Origin of the sequence: Pedobacter rhodius, from assembly GCF_027213645.1 — a bacterium.
Taxonomy (GTDB): Bacteria; Bacteroidota; Bacteroidia; order Sphingobacteriales; family Sphingobacteriaceae; genus Pedobacter; species Pedobacter rhodius.
Window position 1 is genome coordinate 17970 of sequence record NZ_JAPWGL010000003.1, and the last position, 22156, is coordinate 40125.

The 22156-nt window shown below is 39.1% G+C and carries 20 protein-coding genes; 10 read left to right on the plus strand and 10 right to left on the minus strand.

The window, feature by feature from the left end:
- Window positions 1-11: 11 nt before the first annotated feature.
- Window positions 12-395: a TraR/DksA family transcriptional regulator gene (locus O0931_RS10125; RefSeq protein WP_010600357.1), complete on the plus strand. Its 384-nt coding sequence runs from the start codon at window positions 12-14 to the stop codon at window positions 393-395.
- Complete coding sequence (locus O0931_RS10130; RefSeq protein WP_269415460.1) at window positions 395-997, plus strand: lipoprotein signal peptidase; 603 nt, start codon at window positions 395-397, stop codon at window positions 995-997. The genes O0931_RS10125 and O0931_RS10130 overlap by 1 nt, the downstream gene beginning before the upstream one ends.
- A 162-nt stretch (window positions 998-1159) precedes the next feature.
- Here O0931_RS10130 and O0931_RS10135 read toward each other — a convergent pair whose 3' ends face one another.
- Window positions 1160-1675, minus strand: a complete 516-nt coding sequence (locus tag O0931_RS10135; RefSeq protein WP_269415461.1) for a DinB family protein — start codon at window positions 1673-1675, stop codon at window positions 1160-1162.
- Between the two features lie 392 nt (window positions 1676-2067).
- On the minus strand, window positions 2068-2640 hold the full coding sequence (locus O0931_RS10140; RefSeq protein WP_269415462.1) for a hypothetical protein: 573 nt from the start codon (window positions 2638-2640) through the stop codon (window positions 2068-2070).
- 218 nt (window positions 2641-2858) lie between these two features.
- Here O0931_RS10140 and O0931_RS10145 point away from each other — a divergent pair, with 218 nt between their 5' ends.
- Window positions 2859-5369, plus strand: coding sequence for a zinc-dependent metalloprotease (locus O0931_RS10145; protein WP_269415463.1), 2511 nt, complete (start codon window positions 2859-2861; stop codon window positions 5367-5369).
- 155 nt (window positions 5370-5524) lie between these two features.
- Entirely contained in the window at window positions 5525-5749 is a 225-nt protein-coding gene (locus tag O0931_RS10150; RefSeq protein WP_056087622.1) for a CDGSH iron-sulfur domain-containing protein, read from the plus strand.
- Between the two features lie 413 nt (window positions 5750-6162).
- On the opposite strand, the gene O0931_RS10155 is transcribed toward O0931_RS10150, so the two are convergent.
- Window positions 6163-6459, minus strand: coding sequence for a Dabb family protein (locus O0931_RS10155; RefSeq protein WP_269415464.1), 297 nt, complete (start codon window positions 6457-6459; stop codon window positions 6163-6165).
- Between the two features lie 176 nt (window positions 6460-6635).
- On the opposite strand from O0931_RS10155, the gene O0931_RS10160 reads away from it, so the two are divergent.
- Window positions 6636-8570 carry a carbohydrate-binding domain-containing protein gene (locus tag O0931_RS10160; protein WP_269415465.1) on the plus strand — a complete coding sequence of 645 codons (1935 nt, stop codon included), beginning with the start codon at window positions 6636-6638 and terminating at the stop codon, window positions 8568-8570.
- 56 nt (window positions 8571-8626) lie between these two features.
- Here the strand turns inward: O0931_RS10160 and O0931_RS10165 are convergent, their stop codons facing one another.
- Window positions 8627-9430: an AraC family transcriptional regulator gene (locus O0931_RS10165; protein WP_269415466.1), complete on the minus strand. Its 804-nt coding sequence runs from the start codon at window positions 9428-9430 to the stop codon at window positions 8627-8629.
- 273 nt (window positions 9431-9703) lie between these two features.
- The gene (locus tag O0931_RS10170) at window positions 9704-10579 is read right to left on the minus strand and encodes an oxidoreductase (protein WP_269415467.1); all 876 of its coding nucleotides are present in this window, start codon (window positions 10577-10579) and stop codon (window positions 9704-9706) included.
- 155 nt (window positions 10580-10734) lie between these two features.
- On the opposite strand from O0931_RS10170, the gene O0931_RS10175 reads away from it, so the two are divergent.
- From O0931_RS10175 to O0931_RS10185, 3 genes are all read left to right on the plus strand, one after another.
- On the plus strand, window positions 10735-10950 hold the full coding sequence (locus O0931_RS10175; RefSeq protein WP_269415468.1) for a hypothetical protein: 216 nt from the start codon (window positions 10735-10737) through the stop codon (window positions 10948-10950).
- 115 nt (window positions 10951-11065) lie between these two features.
- Window positions 11066-11500, plus strand: a complete 435-nt coding sequence (locus tag O0931_RS10180) for a MarR family winged helix-turn-helix transcriptional regulator (protein WP_269415469.1) — start codon at window positions 11066-11068, stop codon at window positions 11498-11500.
- Between the two features lie 17 nt (window positions 11501-11517).
- Window positions 11518-12777, plus strand: a complete 1260-nt coding sequence (locus O0931_RS10185) for an MFS transporter (protein ID WP_269415470.1) — start codon at window positions 11518-11520, stop codon at window positions 12775-12777.
- Window positions 12778-12942: 165 nt separating this feature from the next.
- Here the strand turns inward: O0931_RS10185 and O0931_RS10190 are convergent, their stop codons facing one another.
- Window positions 12943-13317 carry a DoxX family protein gene (locus tag O0931_RS10190; RefSeq protein WP_269415471.1) on the minus strand — a complete coding sequence of 125 codons (375 nt, stop codon included), beginning with the start codon at window positions 13315-13317 and terminating at the stop codon, window positions 12943-12945.
- Window positions 13318-13418: 101 nt separating this feature from the next.
- On the opposite strand from O0931_RS10190, the gene O0931_RS10195 reads away from it, so the two are divergent.
- Both O0931_RS10195 and O0931_RS10200 read left to right on the plus strand, forming a co-directional pair.
- A complete protein-coding gene (locus O0931_RS10195) occupies window positions 13419-13811 on the plus strand; it encodes a winged helix-turn-helix transcriptional regulator (protein ID WP_269415472.1) in 393 nt (130 codons plus the stop codon).
- Between the two features lie 170 nt (window positions 13812-13981).
- Window positions 13982-14512, plus strand: coding sequence for a hypothetical protein (locus O0931_RS10200; protein WP_269415473.1), 531 nt, complete (start codon window positions 13982-13984; stop codon window positions 14510-14512).
- Window positions 14513-14826: 314 nt separating this feature from the next.
- On the opposite strand, the gene O0931_RS10205 is transcribed toward O0931_RS10200, so the two are convergent.
- The 4 genes from O0931_RS10205 to O0931_RS10220 form a co-directional block, all read right to left on the minus strand.
- Window positions 14827-15696 carry a glycoside hydrolase family 16 protein gene (locus tag O0931_RS10205; RefSeq protein ID WP_269415474.1) on the minus strand — a complete coding sequence of 290 codons (870 nt, stop codon included), beginning with the start codon at window positions 15694-15696 and terminating at the stop codon, window positions 14827-14829.
- 67 nt (window positions 15697-15763) lie between these two features.
- Window positions 15764-17185: a PKD domain-containing protein gene (locus O0931_RS10210; protein ID WP_269415475.1), complete on the minus strand. Its 1422-nt coding sequence runs from the start codon at window positions 17183-17185 to the stop codon at window positions 15764-15766.
- An 11-nt stretch (window positions 17186-17196) separates the two neighbouring features.
- Window positions 17197-18705, minus strand: coding sequence for a RagB/SusD family nutrient uptake outer membrane protein (locus O0931_RS10215; protein ID WP_269415476.1), 1509 nt, complete (start codon window positions 18703-18705; stop codon window positions 17197-17199).
- Window positions 18706-18717: 12 nt separating this feature from the next.
- A complete protein-coding gene (locus tag O0931_RS10220) occupies window positions 18718-22074 on the minus strand; it encodes a TonB-dependent receptor (RefSeq protein WP_269415477.1) in 3357 nt (1118 codons plus the stop codon).
- Between the last annotated feature and the right edge of the window lie 82 nt (window positions 22075-22156).

Here is a 22156-nt window from a genome sequence, read left to right on the forward strand (position 1 = left end):
AAATTAAAAGCATGGAAAATAGTAACAAAACGCGCTATTCAGACAGCGAACTTCAGGAATTTAAAGAATTAATTCAAGATAAATTACGCATGGCGAAAGAAGAACTTAATGCATTAACCTCATCATTAAGTAACCCTAACGCTAATGGCACGGAAGATACCTCAGGGGCTTACAAAACATTAGAAGATGGTTCAGCAACCATGGAGAAAGAGCAAATCAATCAATTGGCTGCCCGTCAGAAAAAATTTATTGATAACCTGGAGAATGCTCTAGTACGTATCGAAAACAAAACTTACGGCATTTGCCGCGAAACCGGGAAATTAATCCAAAAAGAACGTTTACGTGCAGTTCCTCATGCTACTTTGAGCATGGAAGCTAAATTAAAGCAGAGTTAATGAAAGGCTATACAAAACCTTTATTCGTTATCTTTTTAGTTTTACTTGCCGACCAGGTGCTGAAAACGTGGATTAAAACCCATATGTATCTCGGTCAGGAGTTTAACATTATCGGTAAATGGTTTATTATCCATTTCACCGAAAATAACGGTATGGCGTTCGGGATGGAATTTGGCGGTGAGTTTGGAAAGTTAGCTTTATCATTGTTCCGTATTGCTGCCGTTGCAGGTATTGGTTACGGTTTACATTATTTAATTAAGCACAAATACCACCGTGGCTTAATCTTAAATGTAGCTTTAATTTTCGCCGGTGCGCTGGGAAACATTATCGATTCGGTATTTTACGGGAAGATTTATGGCTACGAAAGCTGGTTTCACGGCCGCGTTGTAGACATGCTTTATTTCCCGATTGCGGAAGGACATTTCCCAAGCTGGATTCCAATTTGGGGTGGTGATGAATTTGTATTCTTCAGACCGGTTTTTAACCTTGCTGATGCCGCGATTTCAGTTGGCGTGATACTTATACTAATTTTCCAGAAAAATTACTTTAAAGAAGATGTAAAGGACGACGTTAGCCTGAATAGTGAGATTGTAGAAGATTAATCAAAATTTGATAATAACCAGTAGCATTAAAATGCAACCGGATAAATAAAAGAGCCTGTCATAATTAATGATACAGGCTCTTTTTTAATAGTATAAATAGTAATAAATTCTATAACTGCATACTTATCTTTCATTATTAAACATTAATAAGCTTTTATATTGTTAAATACCACCATTTTTTACAACAGCCACCGTTACCATTAATTGTCCGACATGGCGCATGGTATGCTCAGCAGCATGAACCAATAAACCTATTACAGTAGATGGTAAGCCAGCCCGGCCAATCCCTCTGAAATCACCCAAAGAAGATTCATCGGTAATTTTAATTTGTGCTATAGCAATATCAACCTGCGTATTAAAACGGTTCACTAAATCTTCAACCTTATAACCAACTTCCGAATCTTTTCCTTCTTCTGCCAGCTGTTCAAATTGAAATTCAGAGAGTTTCTCGTTTCTGGCATAGGAAAAGACACGATCGAGTACACCACTTAAATGCTGCAGGTGAAAACCTGTTGAGGCCATCCCTGCCGGGCGTATCCAAAGCAATTCTACCGGAAATTGATGTAAATAGTCATTAATTTCTTCCCTTGCCTGTAATAATGCATGGGCAACAGGTTGCAAAACAGGAATAATATCAGGTAATGGACCCCGCTGCCAGACTTCTAATTTTTGCGACATTGTTTATTCAATTTTCCACTAAATATAGGAATGATTTATCTAAGATATTGGCGACTTTTTTGTTCGAAAATCTTTCACAACCTTAAACATATTAGTACACTTAAGCGATGTATATAAATAAAATATTGCTTTCTTAGGTGCCTTAGATGGTTAATATTAAATACGCCTGTTTTCTTTAAAAATACTTCACCACCTTAGAAACCTTAGTTCAACTAAGTAGGATAGCTAAATAAGTGCCGTTTTCTTAGGTGCCTTAGGTGGTCAATATTAAATACGACTGCTTTCTTTAGAAATACTTCACCACCTTAGAAACCTTAGTATATCTAAGCGAAGCACTTAAAACAATACCGTTAGCCTCAGGTGTCCAAGGTGGTAAGATATCAGGAAACTTCCTATTGGATTTTAACTGATTTCACCAAATAACCATTGTTTCTATTATTCGGGTCATGAACAACGGTAGCATCTATTAAAACCTTCGCGGCATATTGCGAATCCGTTTGAAACTTTGGTACTAATGCTAAAACATCTTCCAATTGCTTTCTTACCGCATCGTTTTCTGGCCTTAAAATATAACTGCCATAATAGAAAGTTTGATTTTCTAATCGAACGGCTATATTTGTGGTGAAAATACTGCTGGTTTTCAATGAGATTACAAATGATTCTGTTCCTTTATAAAGTTCTTTATCTAAAACCTTTACAAACGTATACCATTGACTTGGCCCATCCATTGGCGCTACATCCGGAATGTAAAGCGTAGCTCGTACCCTGTAAGTATAGCCAAGTTCACGTTCATCAAAACCTTCGAGATAAGTACCGATTAATGCTTTATCAGGTAAAGTATATATCATTTGTTTTCCTGAAGCAGCATAATGATCAACGAATAATTCAACAACTTTACCGTTTTCAGATTCTTTTTTACAGCCAAAGGATAACAAGGTTAAAAGCAGTAGAGGTAAATAGCGCATAATTTTAGGTTTAGGTTTTCAAAATGTAAACGATAGGAGATTTAAAAACGCTACTATAAAAATAATCTTTTCTTTTGTTTAGAAAAATATGCTGCACCATCAAAAAGTTACGCGAGTAACTAATTGTTAATCATCCTTTAAACTATATTTGCTATGCAAAGCGAATTGTTAACCCAATGTTGATTTTGTATCCTTGAACCAAACTAAAGCTATCCCATATGATTAAAAAACTTTACGCTCTAGCCGTACTTGTGCCCTTGTTTGCCTATGAGCCTACGTACGCGCAAACAACGCCGGCTGGCGGACGAACGCAATCGGCAACACCCGCAACCAGTATTACCACCTTTACCAAAGATTTTAAAAAGCAGGAAGGCTATTTCGATTTTTATTATGATGAAAAAACCGGAAAAGTATTTTTAGAAATTACAGCTTTTGATAAAGATTTTCTCTATTTCAGTTCGTTAACGGATGGGGCAGGCAGAAATGCCGAGCGGGGTGGCGCCTCTACAAATGTTACCCGTTTTATTAAAGTTGGTCCGAAAGTTTTTCTATTAGAACCAAACCTGGCTTATCGTGCCGGTAATGGCAATCCTGATGAAATTAAAACCGTTGAAGGCTCTTTTGCAAAATCAGTTATCTGGGGTTTTGCGCCTGTAGCTGTAGAAGGCGATAAGGTTTTAATTGATTTAACACCATTTATTATTCGTGATAGCCAGAATATTGGCGGAACAATTGGCGCACCTGCTTCTTCGGGTGGTGCAGGCGGAAGAGGTGCAGCAACAGGAGGCGGAACTTACCGCGTAGATGAAACCCGTTCGGCTATATTCTTACCAAACACTAAAAACTTCCCTAAAAATACCGAGTTTGAAGCCATGCTCACTTTTACAGGCGGCGCACCAAGTGGACGAGGCAATATCGCTCCTGATGCCAACGCGGTTACGGTTAGAATGCATCAGTCTTTTGTAGAATTACCTGATGATAATTTTAAACAGCGAAAATTCGATCCGCGCTCCAGTTATCAGCTATTTAGTTATACAGATTTTTCAGCACCAATGTCCGAACCTCTGGTTAAGCGCTTTACCCGCAGGCATCGCCTGGAAAAGAAAGACCCGAATGCTAAAATGAGTGAGGCCGTTAAACCCATCATTTACTACATCGATAGAGGTGCACCAGCCCCAATAAAAAAAGCGTTAATTGAAGGTGGCGCCTTCTGGAACGAAGCTTTTGAAGCGGCCGGGTATAAAAATGCTTTTCAGGTTAAAGAGTTACCCGAAGGTGCCGACCCGATGGATATCCGTTATAATGTTGTAAACTGGATTACCCGTGCAGGCAGCCCGAGAGCATTTTCTTATGGTTCATCTTACAGCGACCCAAGAACAGGCGAAATCATTAAAGGTGTGGTAACTTTAGGTTCCGACCGTCATCGCCAGGATTATTTAATCGCTGAAGGTTTATTGCAACCATATACCGATGGAAAGCCCGTTAGTAAAGCAATGGAGGAAATGGCTATCGCCAGAATCAGGCAATTATCAGCGCATGAAATCGGTCATACGCTTGGCTTGAACCACAATTTTGCGGCCAGTCTGAAGGAACGGGCTTCTGTAATGGATTATCCGTTTCCACGCATTAAACAAAAGGCCGATGGCAGCATCGACTTATCTGATGCCTACGCCAAAGGCATTGGCAGCTGGGATAAAAGAGCGATCATGTGGGGATACAGCGATTTCCCGAAAGGAGCTGATGAAAATGCAGAGCTGGATAAAATTATGAATGAAACCTTAAAACAGGGTTTCCAATACATTCCAGACATTGGTGGATATGTACATCCGAATGCAAACCAATGGGAAGATGGCGAAAATACAATTACCGAACTGAACAGGTTGATGAAAATCCGCAGACAGGTTTTAGATAATTTCTCGGAAAAAGCAATTGTTAAAGATGCACCGATGGCAACGCTGGAAGAAGTGTTAGTTCCGATTTATTTATTGCACCGTTACGAGATTGAAGCGGTTGCCAAAAACATTGGCGGATTATACTTCACCCATGCAGTTAAAAATGACGGGCAAAAACCTACTAAAATGGTTGAGCCGGCACAACAATGGGCTGCATTCGATGCTTTGCTTGCAACTGTTAGTCCTGACGCCTTAGCGTTGCCGGAAAGTTTGATACAGAAAATCCCGCCTCGCCCGTCGGGTTACCCGGCTTCTGCAGAAACTTTCAGCGGCTATACAGGTCCAACTTTCGACCCGATTGCTACTGCCGAAGCGGCAGCTAATGAAACCATTTCTTCATTGCTAAACCCTGAACGTGCCTCGCGTTTGGTAGAATATAATTCACGCGATTCGGAGCAACCTGGATTAATTGCTGTGGTAGAAAAACTGCTTTTAAAAACCTGGAAAGCTGAACCTGTATCAGGTTATAAAGGACAATTACAGGTTATGGTGAACAACCTTACGCTGAAATATCTACTGCAGCTGGCGGCAAACAACCGCGCTTCTGAAAGTGTCAGGGGCGAAGCACTGTTGGAAATTTCGGAGCTAAAATCATGGATGAATGGAAAAATGAGTGCTGCTGCCCCGAAGCAAAAGGCAAATATTTTGTACGGCTTATCTCAAATCAAAGAATTTGAAGAATCGCCGGCTAAATTTCAACCTGAACCTGCCCAAATAATGCCTCCGGGCGCACCGATTGGAATGGGTGGAATGGATTTTATAGATGACTGGAAGTAGAAAATAAATTAAAAAAATTAAAAGCATCAACCATTTCTGATTGATGCTTTTAATTTTTTTAAAGCCATAACCGCCAACAGAGAACGTTTCTAAATTAAAATGAAATTATGTAACCGGTTTCTATTGTTCTAAGTTTGCGGCAAACAAAACATATTATGTCGAAGACAAAACTTACAATTAACAATAACGGATCGGTTAAAATAGAAGGCGATTTTGAAATCGTAGATAGAAACGGGAACGAATATGGTTTACAGGGAAGAACCGTGCTTTCGATTTGCAGATGCGGATTATCTAAAAACAAACCTTTTTGCGATGGCGCACACAACGGCCATTTTGAGCATGAAGCAATTGCTTTTGATCTTCCTCCGAAAAAAGTTTAGTAAACATGGGTGATTACGTTAATTATTGATGATTAGTACCTCACGCATCAATTTGGTCGTGCAAGCTTTAAGATTCCCATCTGCGTGGGAATGACGACAACTATCAATCTTTTGTAATCGTGAGCCTCTCGAAGGACTATCACAATTGATTTTGCCAAGCTACGTTGAATTAGTCGTTCTTTCGAACGCAGTCGAGGGTTTGAATTTGAGTTTTTAACCCTAGAGATTTCTCGGCTACGCTCGAAAAGACGACTTATCTTTTCGTCATCTCAATTGGAGCGTAGCGAAACAGAGCGATCTTTAAACCCATACTTTCTAATTGTGTACAAAGATTTCTCAACTGCGCTCGAAAAGACGGAGGTCACTCATATTGGTTTTTATAAAATTAATTAACCCTCGTCTTATTTAATTATTTATTCCGCATCGTAAATAATAACTTTTTCAAACAAACTGCGGAACTCGTCCAAAAATGCCTTGTGGATTTCGTGAACCTGATAAACATCATGCGCTGCTAAATCTTCAAAAAATAAAATCAAACTAAAAGTATAAGTGGTATCTACAACCGCTCTTTCGATTGGTGCAGGCGTTCCTATATGAAATGTTTTTACAACTTCAATCTTTTCAAGGCTTTCTAAACCATTACGGAAAGCGGCTATTTGTTCAGCTGTGGTATCGGCTTTTAGCCAGAATAATACGTGGTGTGCGATCATAAATTTAATTTTCCCCAAATATAATGATAAGGCAGAATCGGCCTGACGCTAACTGTAAAATTTTACTTTAACAATCATTTAACACTTTAATCGATTCAATTTAGCCTTTCGTAGAGTCTTAACATATCGATTGATTTCCTGGTTATAATTTGGTTAAACCTTAAATTTTAACTGGAATGAAGTCATCTAAATATATAACACGCTTTGTATTTGCTATTGCTTTTGTCAGCACAATTTTATCTTGTAAAAAGTCTTCTGAAGAAACGGCAACGACCACCACGGAAACTTATGCAGTGATAGAAACCAATACTAAAGATACAACACTTACAAACGCAGTACTCATAAAATATGCAAATAATGTTGCAACAGTTACAAATCCTTTTTCCGGCAATGGTGTAACAATAACCAATTCAAATGGTGTAGTTACCGTTACGTCTACCATTCCAGGTACAGAAGTGAATTATGTAATATCAGGCGTTACCACCAATGGTTCAGTAAAAATTTACAGCGATTACAAATTTGGTTTGGTTTTAAACGGTGCTGACATTATCAGTAAAGATGGCCCGGCGATTAATATTCAATCTGGCCAAAAAGCAACGGTTATACTTGTTGGCGAAACTAATAATCGCCTTATTGATGCCGCTACTTATACGGCCAGTGGAACTGAAGATATGAAAGGCACGTTTTTCAGTAATGGTCAGCTTATGATTACGGGCAACGGCCGGTTGATTGTTAAAGGCAATTATAAACATGCCATTTGCAGTAATGATAATGTAGACATAAAAGGAGGAAATATTGCTATTACCGGGGCAGTTTCGGATGGTATTCATACGAATAACTATTTCCAGATGGAAGGTGGTTCCTTAAGTATAACCTTATCCGCAGATGGTTCAGGAGATGGCATTGAGGCAGAAACAGGCTATATTCAGCTAGACAAGGGTGTGCTAAATATTTCAACAACCGTAAATAACGGTTTACTGGCATCCTACAAAGGGACCAACAGTACGATAGATCCATCTGTTAAAATTAACGGCGGAACAATTACCATAACCACAACGGGTGAAAAAGCAATAGGGGTAAAAAGTGAAGGCTCCATCCTATTAAACAGTACAGATGGTGTTAAAATTTCCGTTTCGGGCAATGGGGCTAAAGGTTTTAACAGTGGAAAAGATTTGACCATAACAAATGCTAATGTAAATGTTACGACAACTGGCGATGCTTTTTATGATACAACTGACAAAGGTATTTCATCGGCAATAGGTATTAAAACAGGTGGTAATTTCAGAATGGATAAAGGCACCATTGCCATTACGAGCTCTGGTATCGGAGGGAAAGGAATTAGTTCGGATGGCACTTTTGTTATTAATGACGGAACTGTTACCGTATCCACATCGGGGGCTAAATTTACTTATGGCAGCGATAATATAACATCTAAAGCGGTTAAGAGTACTGGCAACCTGACGGTTAACGGCGGTACGGTTAATGTCAGAACATCCGGCACAGAGGCCGAAGGAATAGGGAGTGATGCCAGCCTGACCATAAATGGCGGAACAATAGAATGCGTTGCTACTCATAATGGTTTAAGTGCAATAAATCAGATTGTAATTAACGGGGGAAATATTTACAGCTATAGTGGCACAAATGATGGCATGAATTCGAATGGAACAATTACAATTACAGGCGGATTAATTGTTGCATCGGGTTCAACGGTACCGGAAGGGGGCTTCGATTGCGGCAACAATACATTCAAAATTACGGGCGGAACATTAATTGGTATAGGCGGTACAACCAGTAATCCAACTGCAAACGCAACCACACAAAACACTGTCGTTTTCTCAAGCACAGCAGCAACAGATGAGTTAATTCATATTGAAACCTCATTAGGGGCTGATGTATTTACATTTAAAGTACCACGGGCTTATGCCTCTAAAATGACGTTATTATTCAGCATGCCAACCTTAAGTCCGAACACCGCTTATACGATTTACAGAGGGGGCAGTGTTGCAGGCGGCACTAATTTCCATGGCTTATTTACAGGTTCAACTTATACGAAAGGAACTATTTCAACAACATTTACAACAAGTTCTATACTTACAAGCATTAGTAAATAAAGATTTTTTCATAGTGGTTTTTTACGGGGCATCAATCAGAAATGGTTGGTGCTTTTTTAAGCACTTAATTTTGATGGCGTAATACCATAAGCTTTTTTAAAGGCAAAAGAAAAGTGCGAGAAATCCTTAAATCCAACTTCCATGTATACATCAGATGTTTTCCAGCCCTTCTCTTTTAACAGGTAATGTGCATCAGCCAATCTTTTTTGCTGAATCCAGCGGTTTGGTGAAGTTTTATAAATTTTTTCGAAATCCCGTTTAAACGTAGCCAGACTTCTTCCTGTTAAATAAGCAAACCGGGTTACATCAACATTGAACTTATAATGTTCATTCATATAGGCTTCTAAATCAATTTTACCGGGTTCGGTAAAATCAAACAGAACATCTTTCAATTCAGGGTTTGTTTGCAGCAATGTCAGGATAGCTTCCTTAACTTTCAATTTAGCAAGCGCTGTATTAAAACTGTTTTGCTTATCTAAAAATGGCGTAATAGATGTTATATAATTCAGCAACAATTTTTTTGGTTCCAATTCCAAACCAAATATGCTGTTATTCGGTTGCTGCATATGCAAATCATATTCCGCACCAACAGCTTTCAGGGTATCCTGATCAAAAATTATCGAAACCGATTTATATTCACCACCCGGAGCAGGAAATTTGGTGTATTTAGCCAATTGGTTTCTTCTGAAAAACCGAAAATCACCCTCCTTAAAAACATATTTTTTACCACCAATAAAGATTTCTGAAGAACCCGAAATTACGTATCCAAAAGTATGATTGGGAATAAACTGCTCCCCTTCACTACTCTTTTGTGCATAACAGGAATAAAGAATTCCGCTCCTTTCGATATGATTTGTCATAGGTTAAAATTAAGTTTTTTTTTGTGGTAACGATCTTCATAAAGTGGTACAAAATCCCTTTATTTTTAAATGGAAACTTATCGAAATATTCCCTGGCTTTGCCGGTCTTCGACAAGCGAACAACGATGTTTATCGTATTGTGGTCAAATCGTCATTTCGATCCGATAGCTATCAGACCGAAACGACGAAGTGTCTTAATCAATGCCATTTATATTGATTTTTGTGAAATAAATTATCCATTGACTTTATTTCAAAATCTTTCCTGTTTATAAGCTAACCTTTGGTAAAGGATTTACCCAATTCTGTATCCAGAAAATTTGTAGCATCATTATGATCAGTTGACAAACTGACACTCAACCACTTTTCCATTTCTTCAGTTCTAACGGCATCAGCGTGTTTCAACATGCCAATGGCTTCGCTGCCCAACACCAAATGAACCGGCGGTTGTGGATGTTCAACTAAATCAAGCATTACTTTCGCTGCTTTTTCCGGGTCGCCGGTTGGAACGAAAGTGCCACCCTGAAAGAAATCACTTCTTTTATCGACCAAATCATAACCCTCGATTTTTGAAGCATACGTCATAGAATCGCCGGCCCAGTCTGTACGGAAACCACCTGGTTCTATACTGGTTACTAAAATTCCTAAACCTGCAACTTCTTTAGCCAGTACTTCGCTAAAGCCACTTAATCCAAATTTCGCTGCCTGATAAATGCTTACACCTGCATTACCGACCCGCCCGCCAATTGAAGATATTTGAAGAATACGACCTGATTTTTGTTTGCGCATAAAGGGCAGAACCGCTCTGGTGATTTCAATCGGGGCGTATAAATTTGTTTCCAGCTGAGAACGAACCTGCTCATCGGTGAAAGCTTCGGCAGCACCAACAATTCCAAAACCAGCGTTATTAACCAACACATCAATTTTCCCGAAATGATCGATTGCCGCGTCAACAGCCGAGTGAACCTGTTTGTAATCAGTTACATCCAGTGTTATTGGTAAAATTTGCTCACTATATTTTTTTACTAAATCTTTTAAAGCACTTGTATTTCTGGCGGTAGCTGCAACGCCATCTCTTTTTGCCAAAACTGCTTCTGTAAGGCTTCTGCCCAATCCGCGGGAACTACCTGTTATAAACCAAACTTTTTTCATTTTCTTATTTTTTATTTATTCAAAGGTATGGCGGTAATTAAATTTACGTTTTGTTGAAAGGCTCAATTTATTTTGCTGAAAAGCTCGTTTTTATATTTTCAGGAACCTTTCCCATTGATTTGATGTTATGGTTTAATAATCTTTAAAATCATAATATGGCAAAAGACAAAAAGAAAGCAGCCAGGAAGAAAGGCGGCAAGAAGAAAGACAAAAAAAAGAAAAAAGGACTTAAGAAAAATAAGTTAGGCGTTAAAAATTCGCTGGTAAATAACATCAATGCCCGGAAGAAAAAAGGGAAATCGAGGTCGAAAAAGAAATCGAAGATTAGTAAAAAGGCTTATAAGAGAATGCAAAAAGGCTGGAAGAAATAATTCTACAGCCTTTTACAGGATAAATCTTTTTAATGTCAATTAATTTTTTGATAAAACGAAGTTTAAAATTTTGCACTATATTTGTAAGGTAAACTTATAAGTTTTACTTACAAAAATGAGCACAGAAAAAAGTAACGCAATTGCTTCATCACTTCGCCCGGTTTTAGCCCGGCTAAACCGAAAATTACGCAAACTCTCTCCGTCAAATACAGTTTTGTCTCAAACAGAACGTTCAATTTTGGTTTTACTCGAGCAGCACGACTATTTACTTTCAGCAGAGCTTGCGGTTTTGGAGAAAATTACGCCACAATCAATGGGTGCTTTATTGAATCACCTTGCAGAACTTAACCTGATTTCCAAAACAGTTTCTGAAAGTGATAAAAGGAAAATTCACATTGCACTTTCTGCAACTGGCAAAGAAATGCTCGAACAGGTAAGGCACGAACGCGATGAATGGCTAAGTAAAGCCATTGCAGAAGTTTGCACAGAACAGGAACAATTAATTTTAAAAGAAGCTATAGGTCCTTTAACAAAACTGGTTAATTTATAATCAGATGGCCTTGAATTATGAACATCAGTACATTTAATGCATTTAAAAGCCGCAATTACCGCCTTTACTTTGGCGGACAATCCGTTTCCCTAATCGGAACCTGGATGCAAAAAACTGCTGTAAGCTGGGTTGTTTACGAGCAGACACATTCTAATTTTATGCTGGGGCTTACACTTTTTGCGAGTTTATTCCCCTCCTTCATTTTCTCCTTTATTGGCGGTGTCGCATCCGACAGGTACGATAGGTATAAACTACTCCTGGTTACACAAATCGCTTCAATGGTACAGGCCATTTTAATGACGGTTTTAATCTTTTCGAAACATTATGAAATGTGGCAAATCATCGCTCTGAGTGCTTTGCTTGGTATAATAAATGCCTTTGATGTTCCGGCAAGACAATCGCTGGTTTATGAAATGGTTGATAACAAAGAAGATCTACCAAACGCATTAGCTTTAAATTCATCGATGGTAAATCTTTCCAGATTAATTGGCCCGGGTTTGGCAGGTTTAGCTTTAGAAAAGCTAGGAGATGATGTTTGTTTTGGCTTAAATGCCGTAAGCTTTATTGCCGTAATCGGTTCTTTATTAATGATGAAATTACCGAAGTACATTTCAAAACCGCACACCAAAAATATTATCGGAGAATTGCAGGAAGGTTTTGCTTATATCAGGCAAACACCATCGATTGCCTACGTTCTAACTATGCTGGCACTGATAAGTTTATTTGTTTTGCCTTTCAGTACATTGATTCCGGTTTACGCAAAAGATATTTTTCACGGAACAGCATCAACATTTGGCGTGATCGACAGTGTGATTGGGTTGGGTGCCTTCTCCGGTGCTATATTTCTGGCCTCTTTGAAACCTGGTAAAAACCTAAGGAAGATTCTGGCTATAAATACGCTCATTTTTGGCGCGGGTTTAGCATTATTTTCTCACACGACCTTTTATCCCGCAGCATTAATTTTCGCGACAATCTCCGGTTTCGGAATGATGTCGCAAATTACCATCAGCAATACTTTAATTCAAACTACTGTCGACCCGAACATGCGTGGCCGGGTAATCAGCTTCTACGCCATGGCTTTCTTTGGTATGCAGCCGCTTGGCGGTTTGTTAATCGGCACTATTTCTCAGTTGATTGGCACACAAAACACGGTTTTATTTCAAGGCGCTATTGCTGTGCTTATTGGTTGTTTATCATACAGAAGATTATATAGAGGCGAAATTAAAAATATACAAAGGGCGAAACCGGTTTCCGAACTTGTACTGGAAAAAATATAAAACCACATCAATTGCTGAAAAACGATGAGCGGTTTTACCGATGCTGGCAAATTGAATGGATTTCCCATCTTAAAACAGCGGAGATACCCCCGCAGAAACGCCGATTTTTGCAGCTGGTTTGAAACCAATATTCTACACGTACCAGAGAATTCTGAGGGGGATAAATTAAATATTAGTTGCTTTCGATTTATGGTAAGTATAATATGATAGCACCAATATCAATAAAAACACAATTGGCCCAACCCGATTTGCAATGGGATCGCCCGATGCTGTATGTGCAATAAAAGCTGATATAAAAGTAATGGCAAAACCTGCGTAAGCCCATTCCTTTAACTGATATTTAACCGGAACCAAAAGTATAATTGCACCTAAAATCTTTGCCACCGCCAATTCTATCCGGAAATAATCGGGGAAGCCCAAGTGCTTAAATCCGTTTTTAACTTCAGCATTGGTAAAGTAGGAATAGGCGGAAAAAATCATCATGAGCGAAATTAGTACTGTTGATATCCAGTAAATAATTTTAATTGTTTTTGTGTTCATATTCTTTTTTTTGATACAAACATATTTACTTTTGATATCAAATAGATACTACTTTCCCAAAGGATAGCGGTATCGTTTATGAAAGCAGTTATCTTTGAACTATGCCCTTTGCAAAAGAAAACCATACCATAGAAAGTTGCAATGCCAGCTTAAACGCTGTTAAGGATGCCATTTATGTTTTAAACGGAAAATGGAAACTGCCTTTAATTCTAACTTTACAGGATGGTCCGAAGCGATTTAATGAAATTCAAAAATCACTTGGAGAGATTACGCCTAAAATTTTATCGAAAGAACTGAAAGATTTGGAATTAAATGAGTTTGTGTTGCGCAAGGTATATTCAACTACCCCCGTAACCGTGACTTACGAATTAACTGAATATAGTGGTTCATTAGAGAAAGTTATTAATGAGCTTAGAAATTGGGGAATGCAACATCGCGAAAGACTTGTAAAGCACAGGAGAACTGAGGTCGTTTTCGACAAAGTTAAAGCTTAGCGTCCTTCATCCCTCAAAATATAAAAAAATCCAAATAAGTAAGATCTACCCTAAATAATTAGAATCTATCCATCACCTGTTCACAGCTGAAATTAACAGGCCGGAAAGTTTAAATCCTGTATTTAGATGATTATCTGTAATATCGGTTATCTTTGCACAAAATTAAAGCAATGGCGGTATTACATAAAAAAGAAGAAAAAATTCAGGCAGTGCTGGGCAGGCTGGCTAAAAAATATACAGACGAACAATTTGTGGAAATGTTTATTAAACTTTATTCCAAAGATTGGGGCAAGATTAAATCGGCTTACATTAAGCAATCTCAGGATAAGGAACCTGGTACAATTATTAATATGCCTAAACCTGAAATTTATCTAAAACAGGTTTTAGCAAATTATTTAAATCAGGCAGATGCCCCAAAAACGACTGAAGTTAAAAAAGAAGTCATTGCGGAAACCCCGGCTGTTGAGGCTAAAAAAGCTAAAGCGCCGGCTAAGAAAAAAGAAGCTGTTGCAGAAGAAGTAACTGCCGAACCAAAAAAGAAAGCACCGGCTAAAAAGAAAGCAGAAGTTACGGAAGAAACCGTTACCGAATTAAAAAAAGCCAAAGCACCTGCGAAGAAAAAAGCTGAAGTTACAGAAGAAGTTCCTGCTGTTGAAAAGAAAATAAAAGCCGCAGCAAAGAAGCCCGCAGCAAAAAAATAAAAAAATTTTCAGCCCGATATAATAAATCGCCTTTTTAGTTGTTTATATATTTGAGAGCGTTAATTTAGATGACGGGGATAGGTCGGTATGATTTATCCCCGTTCTTTTTTGGGGAATGGCTGATTACAAATCTCACCACCTCAAACATCCAGGAAATAACATAAGATTAAGCTTATCTGAAGCAGTTATATAATAATAATAAACTATGTGCAAAAAAATAGCTTAGAACTTAGGTAACCTAAGGTGTCTTAGGGGTAAAATATTAAAAAAAGCCGCCAATTTCTTGGCGACTTACAATTAAACTAACCTTAAGTCTACTTTTCAATCATTTTGTAATAACGAACGTAATCGACTTCCATCTTTTGTGGCCAGATGGAGTCATCTATGCCTTGTGCGCCACCCCAATCGCCACCAACCGCAACATTTAAAAGCAGGTGAAACTTCTTATCGAATGGCCAGACTTTATAACCTGTGCCTTCATTCGCAAATTCAAATACTTGAACACCATCATAAAATCCTCTAACTGCGTAAGGCGTCCAATCAACTCGGTATAAGTGGAAGGCAGTGCTTGCGCCATCATTTTTTTTAGTGATGGTTTTCTGCGTATTTATTTTGAAATAATAAGCTTCGGTATGCGTACTGAAATGCACATTATCCTGGTCGTAACCTACATGCTCCATAATGTCGATTTCGCCGGATTTTGGCCAATCCCCATAAGCTCGGTCTGTGGGCAACATCCATATGGCCGGCCATGTTCCTTTGCCGACAGGGAGTTTCGCTTTAATTTCAAAACGGCCATATAAAGCATCTAACTTTCCGCGGGTTACCATACGAGAAGATGTGTAAGCCATGCTTCCCATATTTTCTTTTTTTGCCGTTATGGTTAGAATTCCGTTGGCTACACTTGCATTATTGGTCGTATTGGTATAATACTCCAATTCGTTATTCCCCCATCCGCCACCGCCGGTATCATAATCCCAATTTGAAGTCAGCGGCGCGCCACTATTTGTAAATTCATCAGCCCAGGCCGGTGTGGTTTCGAAACTCCAGTTTTTATCAACCGGCGTTGTAACAACTGGTGGAACATATACCGGACCGTTTTCATCTGTGCCCTTCGAACACCCGATTATTCCAACTGCAACAATTGCAAAAGCTGCTAAAATCTCTTTTTTTAAGTACTTCACTGAATCCCTCATTTTAAAAAAATTAAATAAGCAGTTTGAAACGAATCTCAAACTGCTTTTATTCCCACTATTTAAATTCGAAATCGTCGATATAGAATATACCTGGATTTGGATGTCCTTCACCGCCTAACTGTACAACGATTTTATCGTACAACGTTTGGCTTGCAGACGCAGAATAATCAAATTCTAACTGCACCCAGGTATTGTATTGAGCTGCTGTAATCGTTTTCACAATTTCAATCTGAGTTGTGTATGCATTACCACCTAATAGCGAATTCTGCAATTTAACAGATACTGTTGGTGCAACTTTAGTAAAATCATTTCCGCCAGGGATAAATACTTTTAGTCTGATTTTATTTTTTGCAGCCAAGTCAAAACGATATGGCATGGTGATGTTGATGTTTCCATACTGACCATCATTACCTGTTCTTTTTTCGTAGTAAGCTACTTTTGAAGAAGTATTTACAGGGAAACGAGCAGGGTTATCATAATTTCTGTTGAAATCCATATTTTCAGCTATCCAGGCCATGCCGGTTGCAGTTTGGAAATCATCAGATAAGTTAGCCGCCTGAATTGGTTTCAGAACAGGAGGAACAACTGGTCTTACATATCCTTTTCTGATTAATTTCAAATACCATGCATTGCCGGCGTTTGATTTATCGCCACACCTCAACCACATTTCATCCGCGGTAAGCGATAAAATCTGATAGGAAGAAACACCCAGGTAATAAGAAATAAATCCGTTATTGCTCAGGTTAATGTATTTCACCCCGTTAACATCATTCAAAATCCATGTCAGGTTTGTTGGCGGTGTATAATTAACCGTTGGATCATTACTCCCTGTTGGTCCACCAATCCCTGGCGCATTAGATGCGTTGGCAAAAGTAGTTCCGTTATTTGCATAAGTGTATTTTAATGAAGATGCGCCCATTGCAAAGGTCATCTCATCATCGTAAAAACCTTGGCCGGCTTTTTCATTCGGACCTGCCTGATACCAGTCAGGTGTTTGCGAAGTAATCGGGCCAACACCTAAATGACCTGGTTGCGTTTGGTCGATAACCCAGGTTTTACCTGCTGCATTTGATAAACCGCCTGAAAGCAACGTATAAGCCGGGTCGCTTAGCATGCTTGTATTCGTTGTTGCTATCGTAATGGTTTTGGTTGTCGAAACGGAACCTCCATCAGCCAATACAGTTAACTTAATCGTGTACGTTCCCGCAATCGGATAAGATGATTGTACATCATTCCCGTCAGCGGTTGCACCATTTCCGAAATCCCAGTGGGCATTAATGCCATTGTAAAGACTTTTAAAGCTTACAATATTTGGGTTAGCAGATGTAGGCGTAGACGTAAACTGAATTTCAGCGGCCGTTGGCGGAACCCCTATATCTTTTGTGGTTTCGCTCTTTTTGCAGGAAACCATCAGGCTAAGCATCAAACCCAGACTAAGCAAGATTGATACGTTTATTTTATTTTTAAATAATTTCATTTCAATGCGGATTAATTATAACCTGGATTTTGTTTAATAACACCTTTGGTAACTTCAATTTCGTTTAACGGAATTGGCAGATATTCGCTTTTACCAGCTTTAAATCCCTGCGAACCTAAAACCGCAACAGCTTTTCCTGTTCTAACCAAATCGAAGAAACGATGACCTTCGGTAGCCAGTTCTAACCGGCGTTCGGCATAAACGTTATCAAGCGTAGCCGGAATAGATGCTAAACCAACGCGTGCCCTAACGGCATCAAGCAATTCTTTTGCACGGGTTGCACTGCCGCCGCTTCTTAATAAAGCTTCGGCCTGCATTAAATAAGTATCAGCCAAACGGATTTCAATCTCATCAATCGGCCAGTTTTGTTCGGCAACACCACTCGCCGAGCGGAATGCTTTTAAAGGCGCATATTTTTTAATGAAATAATCGGTGTTTTGGTAACGGGCATTGTAGGTTGCGCCGGCTGCTTTTAAAGCTGCACCATCGATAATTGTTGCCGCAAAGCGAGGGTCGTTCTTCATTACATTTACCAAATCAAGCGTTATCGGGCAGAAACCCCAACCGCTGGAATATGTATCGCCATTATAGCTGTCCATACCAACGAACTGCGTTCCAACATTTCCTTCGCCACCGTTAATGTAACCCCAGTCAGACCAGGCCGCATTATTAGAATGTGGAATTTCCAGAATGGATTCCGCGTTGAATTTATTAGCCGGATTAAAAATATCAGCATAATTTGGCAACAATGAATAACCGTATGGATTACCAACGCGGTTTATGTCTTCAAACAAAGTAGCCGCTTCAGTCATTTTCGCATTGTCATTTTGATACAGTAAAACCTTACCTAACTGCGCTTTCGCTGCACCTTGCGATATTCTACCTTTTTCTGCTGTTGAAATTGTTACCGGCAGACCTGGAATGGCTTCTCTTAAATCTTTCTCAATTTGTGCATAAATCTGAGCGGGTGTAGATTGAACCTGCGTATAAAGCTCACTTGTTTCTAAAACTTTAGTAATCAGCGGAACATTTCCGAAGAATCTTACTAAATCAAAATAGAAGTAAGCCCTTAAGAATTTAGTCTCAGCTGTTACGCGGGTTTTGAAAGCAGCACTTAATGTCGTTGCTTTATCTATTTTGCTTAAAATGACGTTGGCACGATTAATACCGGTAAAGTTTTTATTCCACAAACCAACCTGCGGACCAAGACTTGAGTTCATGTTAAAATTATCATACGAAACCCAGTTTGGCTGGTCAGAGGCATTACTGCCACCGGCAAAACAGTCATCAGATGCGGCGCTTAATAGCGGCATTTTCATGGTATAACCACCGGTTGTACCCCACTGCGTCACATCATACACGGCAATTACACCTTGCATAACCTCCGTTTCATTTTTATAAAAGTTATCTTCAAGAGCGGTTCCGCGGGGCGTCAGCTCTAAATAATCCTTCTTACAAGAAACAAAAACTACCATAACAGCAACTATTGCCATCAGGCTTTTAAGATTTTTATTGTTCATCTTTTCCAATAATTAAAAACCAACATTTAAACCGGCAAAGAAAGTTCTTGCCTGCGGATAGAAACCACGGTCGACACCGTAACTTCCACCACCAATTTCCGGGTCGTAACCGGTATATTTTGTAAATGTGACCAGGTTATTTGCCATTACATAAAATCTTACTTTATCTAAACCAGCTTTAGCAACCAATTTTTTAGGAAGGCTATAACCTACTTGTAAAGTCTTGATTCTGAAATACGAACCGCTTTCCAGAAAAATGCTCGAAACGCGGCTGTAGTTTTGGTTGGTATCATCTAAAGTTACCCTTGGAATGGTGTTGCTTGTTCCTTCACCGGTCCATCTGTTTAAAATAGCCGTCGTGTAATTCGCTGTTGGTAAATCGAACCTTCTTAAGGCGTTAAAAATCTGATTACCGGCAACTCCCTGACCAAGAACAACTAAATCAAAACCTTTATAAGCCAGGTTAACCGTCATACCATAAGTAAAATCAGGCGTTGGATCGCCAATAATTTCTCTATCGTCATTGTTGATTTGACCATCGCCATTTAAGTCGATAAACTTAATATCGCCCGGTTTAGCATTTGGCTGGATAAGTGCGCCAGACTGGCTTTTGTAGTTATTAATCTGCGTTTGATTTTGGAATAAACCATCGCTTCTGTAACCATAAAATGAACCAATCGCATGGCCAACCTTTGTACGGGTAATTTCTAAAGCCTGAGGCGTAACCGTTTGTCCGCCCAGATATTCTTTATCATCACCTAAGAAATCGATGTTGTTTTTAACGAATGCACCGTTTGCATTAACTTTTAGGGAGAGTTCGCCAATTCTTTTTGTGTAACCTAATTCTAATTCGAAACCTTTGTTAGATAAATCGGCAATGTTACCAATCGGCCCGGCATTACCAACATAGCCCGGTACAGCGATTTGAAGCAACATGCCTGTTGTTTTTTTCTTGTACCAATCGGCCGTTAACGTGAAGTTGCCAAAAAGGTTCATATCAACACCAATATCTGTTGATGAAGTTTGTTCCCATTTTAAATCAGGATTTGATAAGGCATCAGGACTTACACCGTTATTTAAACCTGCTGAAGTACCTAAAGTATAGTTTCTGCCGCCACTAACGGTAGATAAATACCTGAAATCGCCAATGTTATCGTTACCTACAACACCATAAGAACCTCTGAATTTTAGGAAGGTTACATAGCCGTTTTTAGGAAAGAAATCTTCTTTACTCGCTACCCAACCAATTGATGCTGAAGGAAAATAGCCAAACTTGTTATTCGGACCAAAACGGGAAGAACCATCTCTGCGGATAATACCGGTTAAAAGATATTTTTCATCGTAGTTATAGGTTAAACGGGCAAAAGCCGAGTTTAAAGTGTTTAAGTATTCGCCACCGTAGAACACATCATTTGCTCTGGAAACCGGGAATTGTAAAGAAGCGTCTTTTATGTTATTGACCGGAATACCATCTTTTGTTCCACCTTGGGTTTCGCCTCTGTTTTTCTGGAACGAATATCCGATTAATCCTGTAATGTTATGTTTAGCGATTTGCTTGTTATAACTGATTGTATTTTCCAATGAATAGAAAAGACCTCTGTTTGAGTTTCTGTTATAAGAAGTAATTGTAGTTTGATTGATTGAATTTAAATAATAAATAGGCGTAAAACCTTCGCTACCATAAAAGGCTAAATCGACACCACCTTGCGATCTTACTTTTAAACCTTTAATAATTTCTGCTTCAACGAAAGCATTTGCAACCACTTTATCCGACCAGCCGTTGCCTTGTGCAACTTGCAAAGCGGCAACAGGGTTTAAAATTTCCGATTGTGCGTATTGCGAAATTCCGTAAGGAAAACCAGCTTCGTTTCTTACAACAGGGTTGCCAATATAAGGCGCAGCACCATATTTTGCCGGATCGGTTTCAACAATTGGTGTAATCGGGTCGATGTTAATTGCTCTATTTAATGGTGAACCGTATTCTGTATTGGTACCAACACCAACAGAATTTGTGCGGGTATAACCGATGGTTTGTCCGAATTTAATGGCTTTTGTTATTTGATGTTCTGAATTGAAACGAGCTGTAAATCTTTTGTATTGAGAATTACTGGTTGCAACAATGCCTTCCTGGTCAAAATAACCGAAAGAGCTGTAATAAGTAGATTTTTCACCGCCGCCGCTAATGCTTAACTCATGATTCTGAATTCTTGCATCATTATTAAAAACAGCTGCCTGCCAATCTGTTCCGACGCCATATTGTGCAGGGTTTGGAAATCTTGGCGTCGTTAAGCCTGGTGTTTTCGCATATTCCGCTTCGTTATAAATGGTAGCGTACTGCGTCGCATTTAATAAATCTAATTTTCTGGATGGCGCTTGCGTACCTAAATAAGTGTTGTAATTAACAGCCATTCTGCCGTTTCTGCTCCCTTTTTTTGTGGTGATGATGATTACACCATTCGCCGCTCTCGCACCATAAATTGCACCTGAAGCCGCATCTTTTAAAACTTCGATAGATTCGATATCGGCTTGGTTAAGGTAATCGATGCCACCCCCAACCTGCACACCATCAACAATATATAAAGCTTCACTATTATTAATTGAAGTTGTACCACGAATACGCAAGGTAGCACCCTCTCCCGGCTGACCAGAAGATGTGGTAATGGTTAAACCCGAAGTACGTCCTTGTAATGATTGTTCAACACGAACAACAGGCATATTTTCCAAATCAGTGCCTTTTACCTGCGAGATTGCGCCGGTAACCACGCTTTTCTTTTGTGTGCCATAACCGATAACAACCGCATCAGCGAGTACACCCGCCTGCGGTGCCATTTGAATGGTTAAGTCTCCGGTTGACGTGGCCGCTACTTCTTTATTTTCATAGCCGATATATGATACCACAATAATGGCATTCTCTTCTACTGTTTTTAAAATAAATGCACCATTTGCATCGGTTATGGTGCCTTGATTCGAACCTTTAACTTTTACGCTGGCGCCCACAAGCGGGGCACCGGTTTCATCAACAACTTTACCTTTTATATCTGCATAGGCACGTAATAATAAAAGAGAGCCATCCAAAGATTTTTTGTGGATGATGATGGTGTTATTTTTAATTGTATACCCCAAAGGTTGCTCGTTAAAAATCTGTTTTAACGCTTCTTTGATATCCGTGTTTCTAATGTCAATTGTTACCGGTTTAGCTTCTTTTAAAAGTTCGGTGTTGTATAAAAAGCTGTAACCAATACTTTTGTTCAGCTTACGGAAAACTTTAAGTAAGGTTGTATTTTTTTCTGAAAGCGTTACATTTTGTGCTTTTGCTGCGTAACTGATTTGAAGAAACGTGGTGATTAATAAGACGAAAGTCAATTTCATAATCAACAATAATTTAGATAGTCGGCCCTTTGGATTGGGCAACCATTCAGTATAAAAATTCATATATTTGGTTATTAGGTTT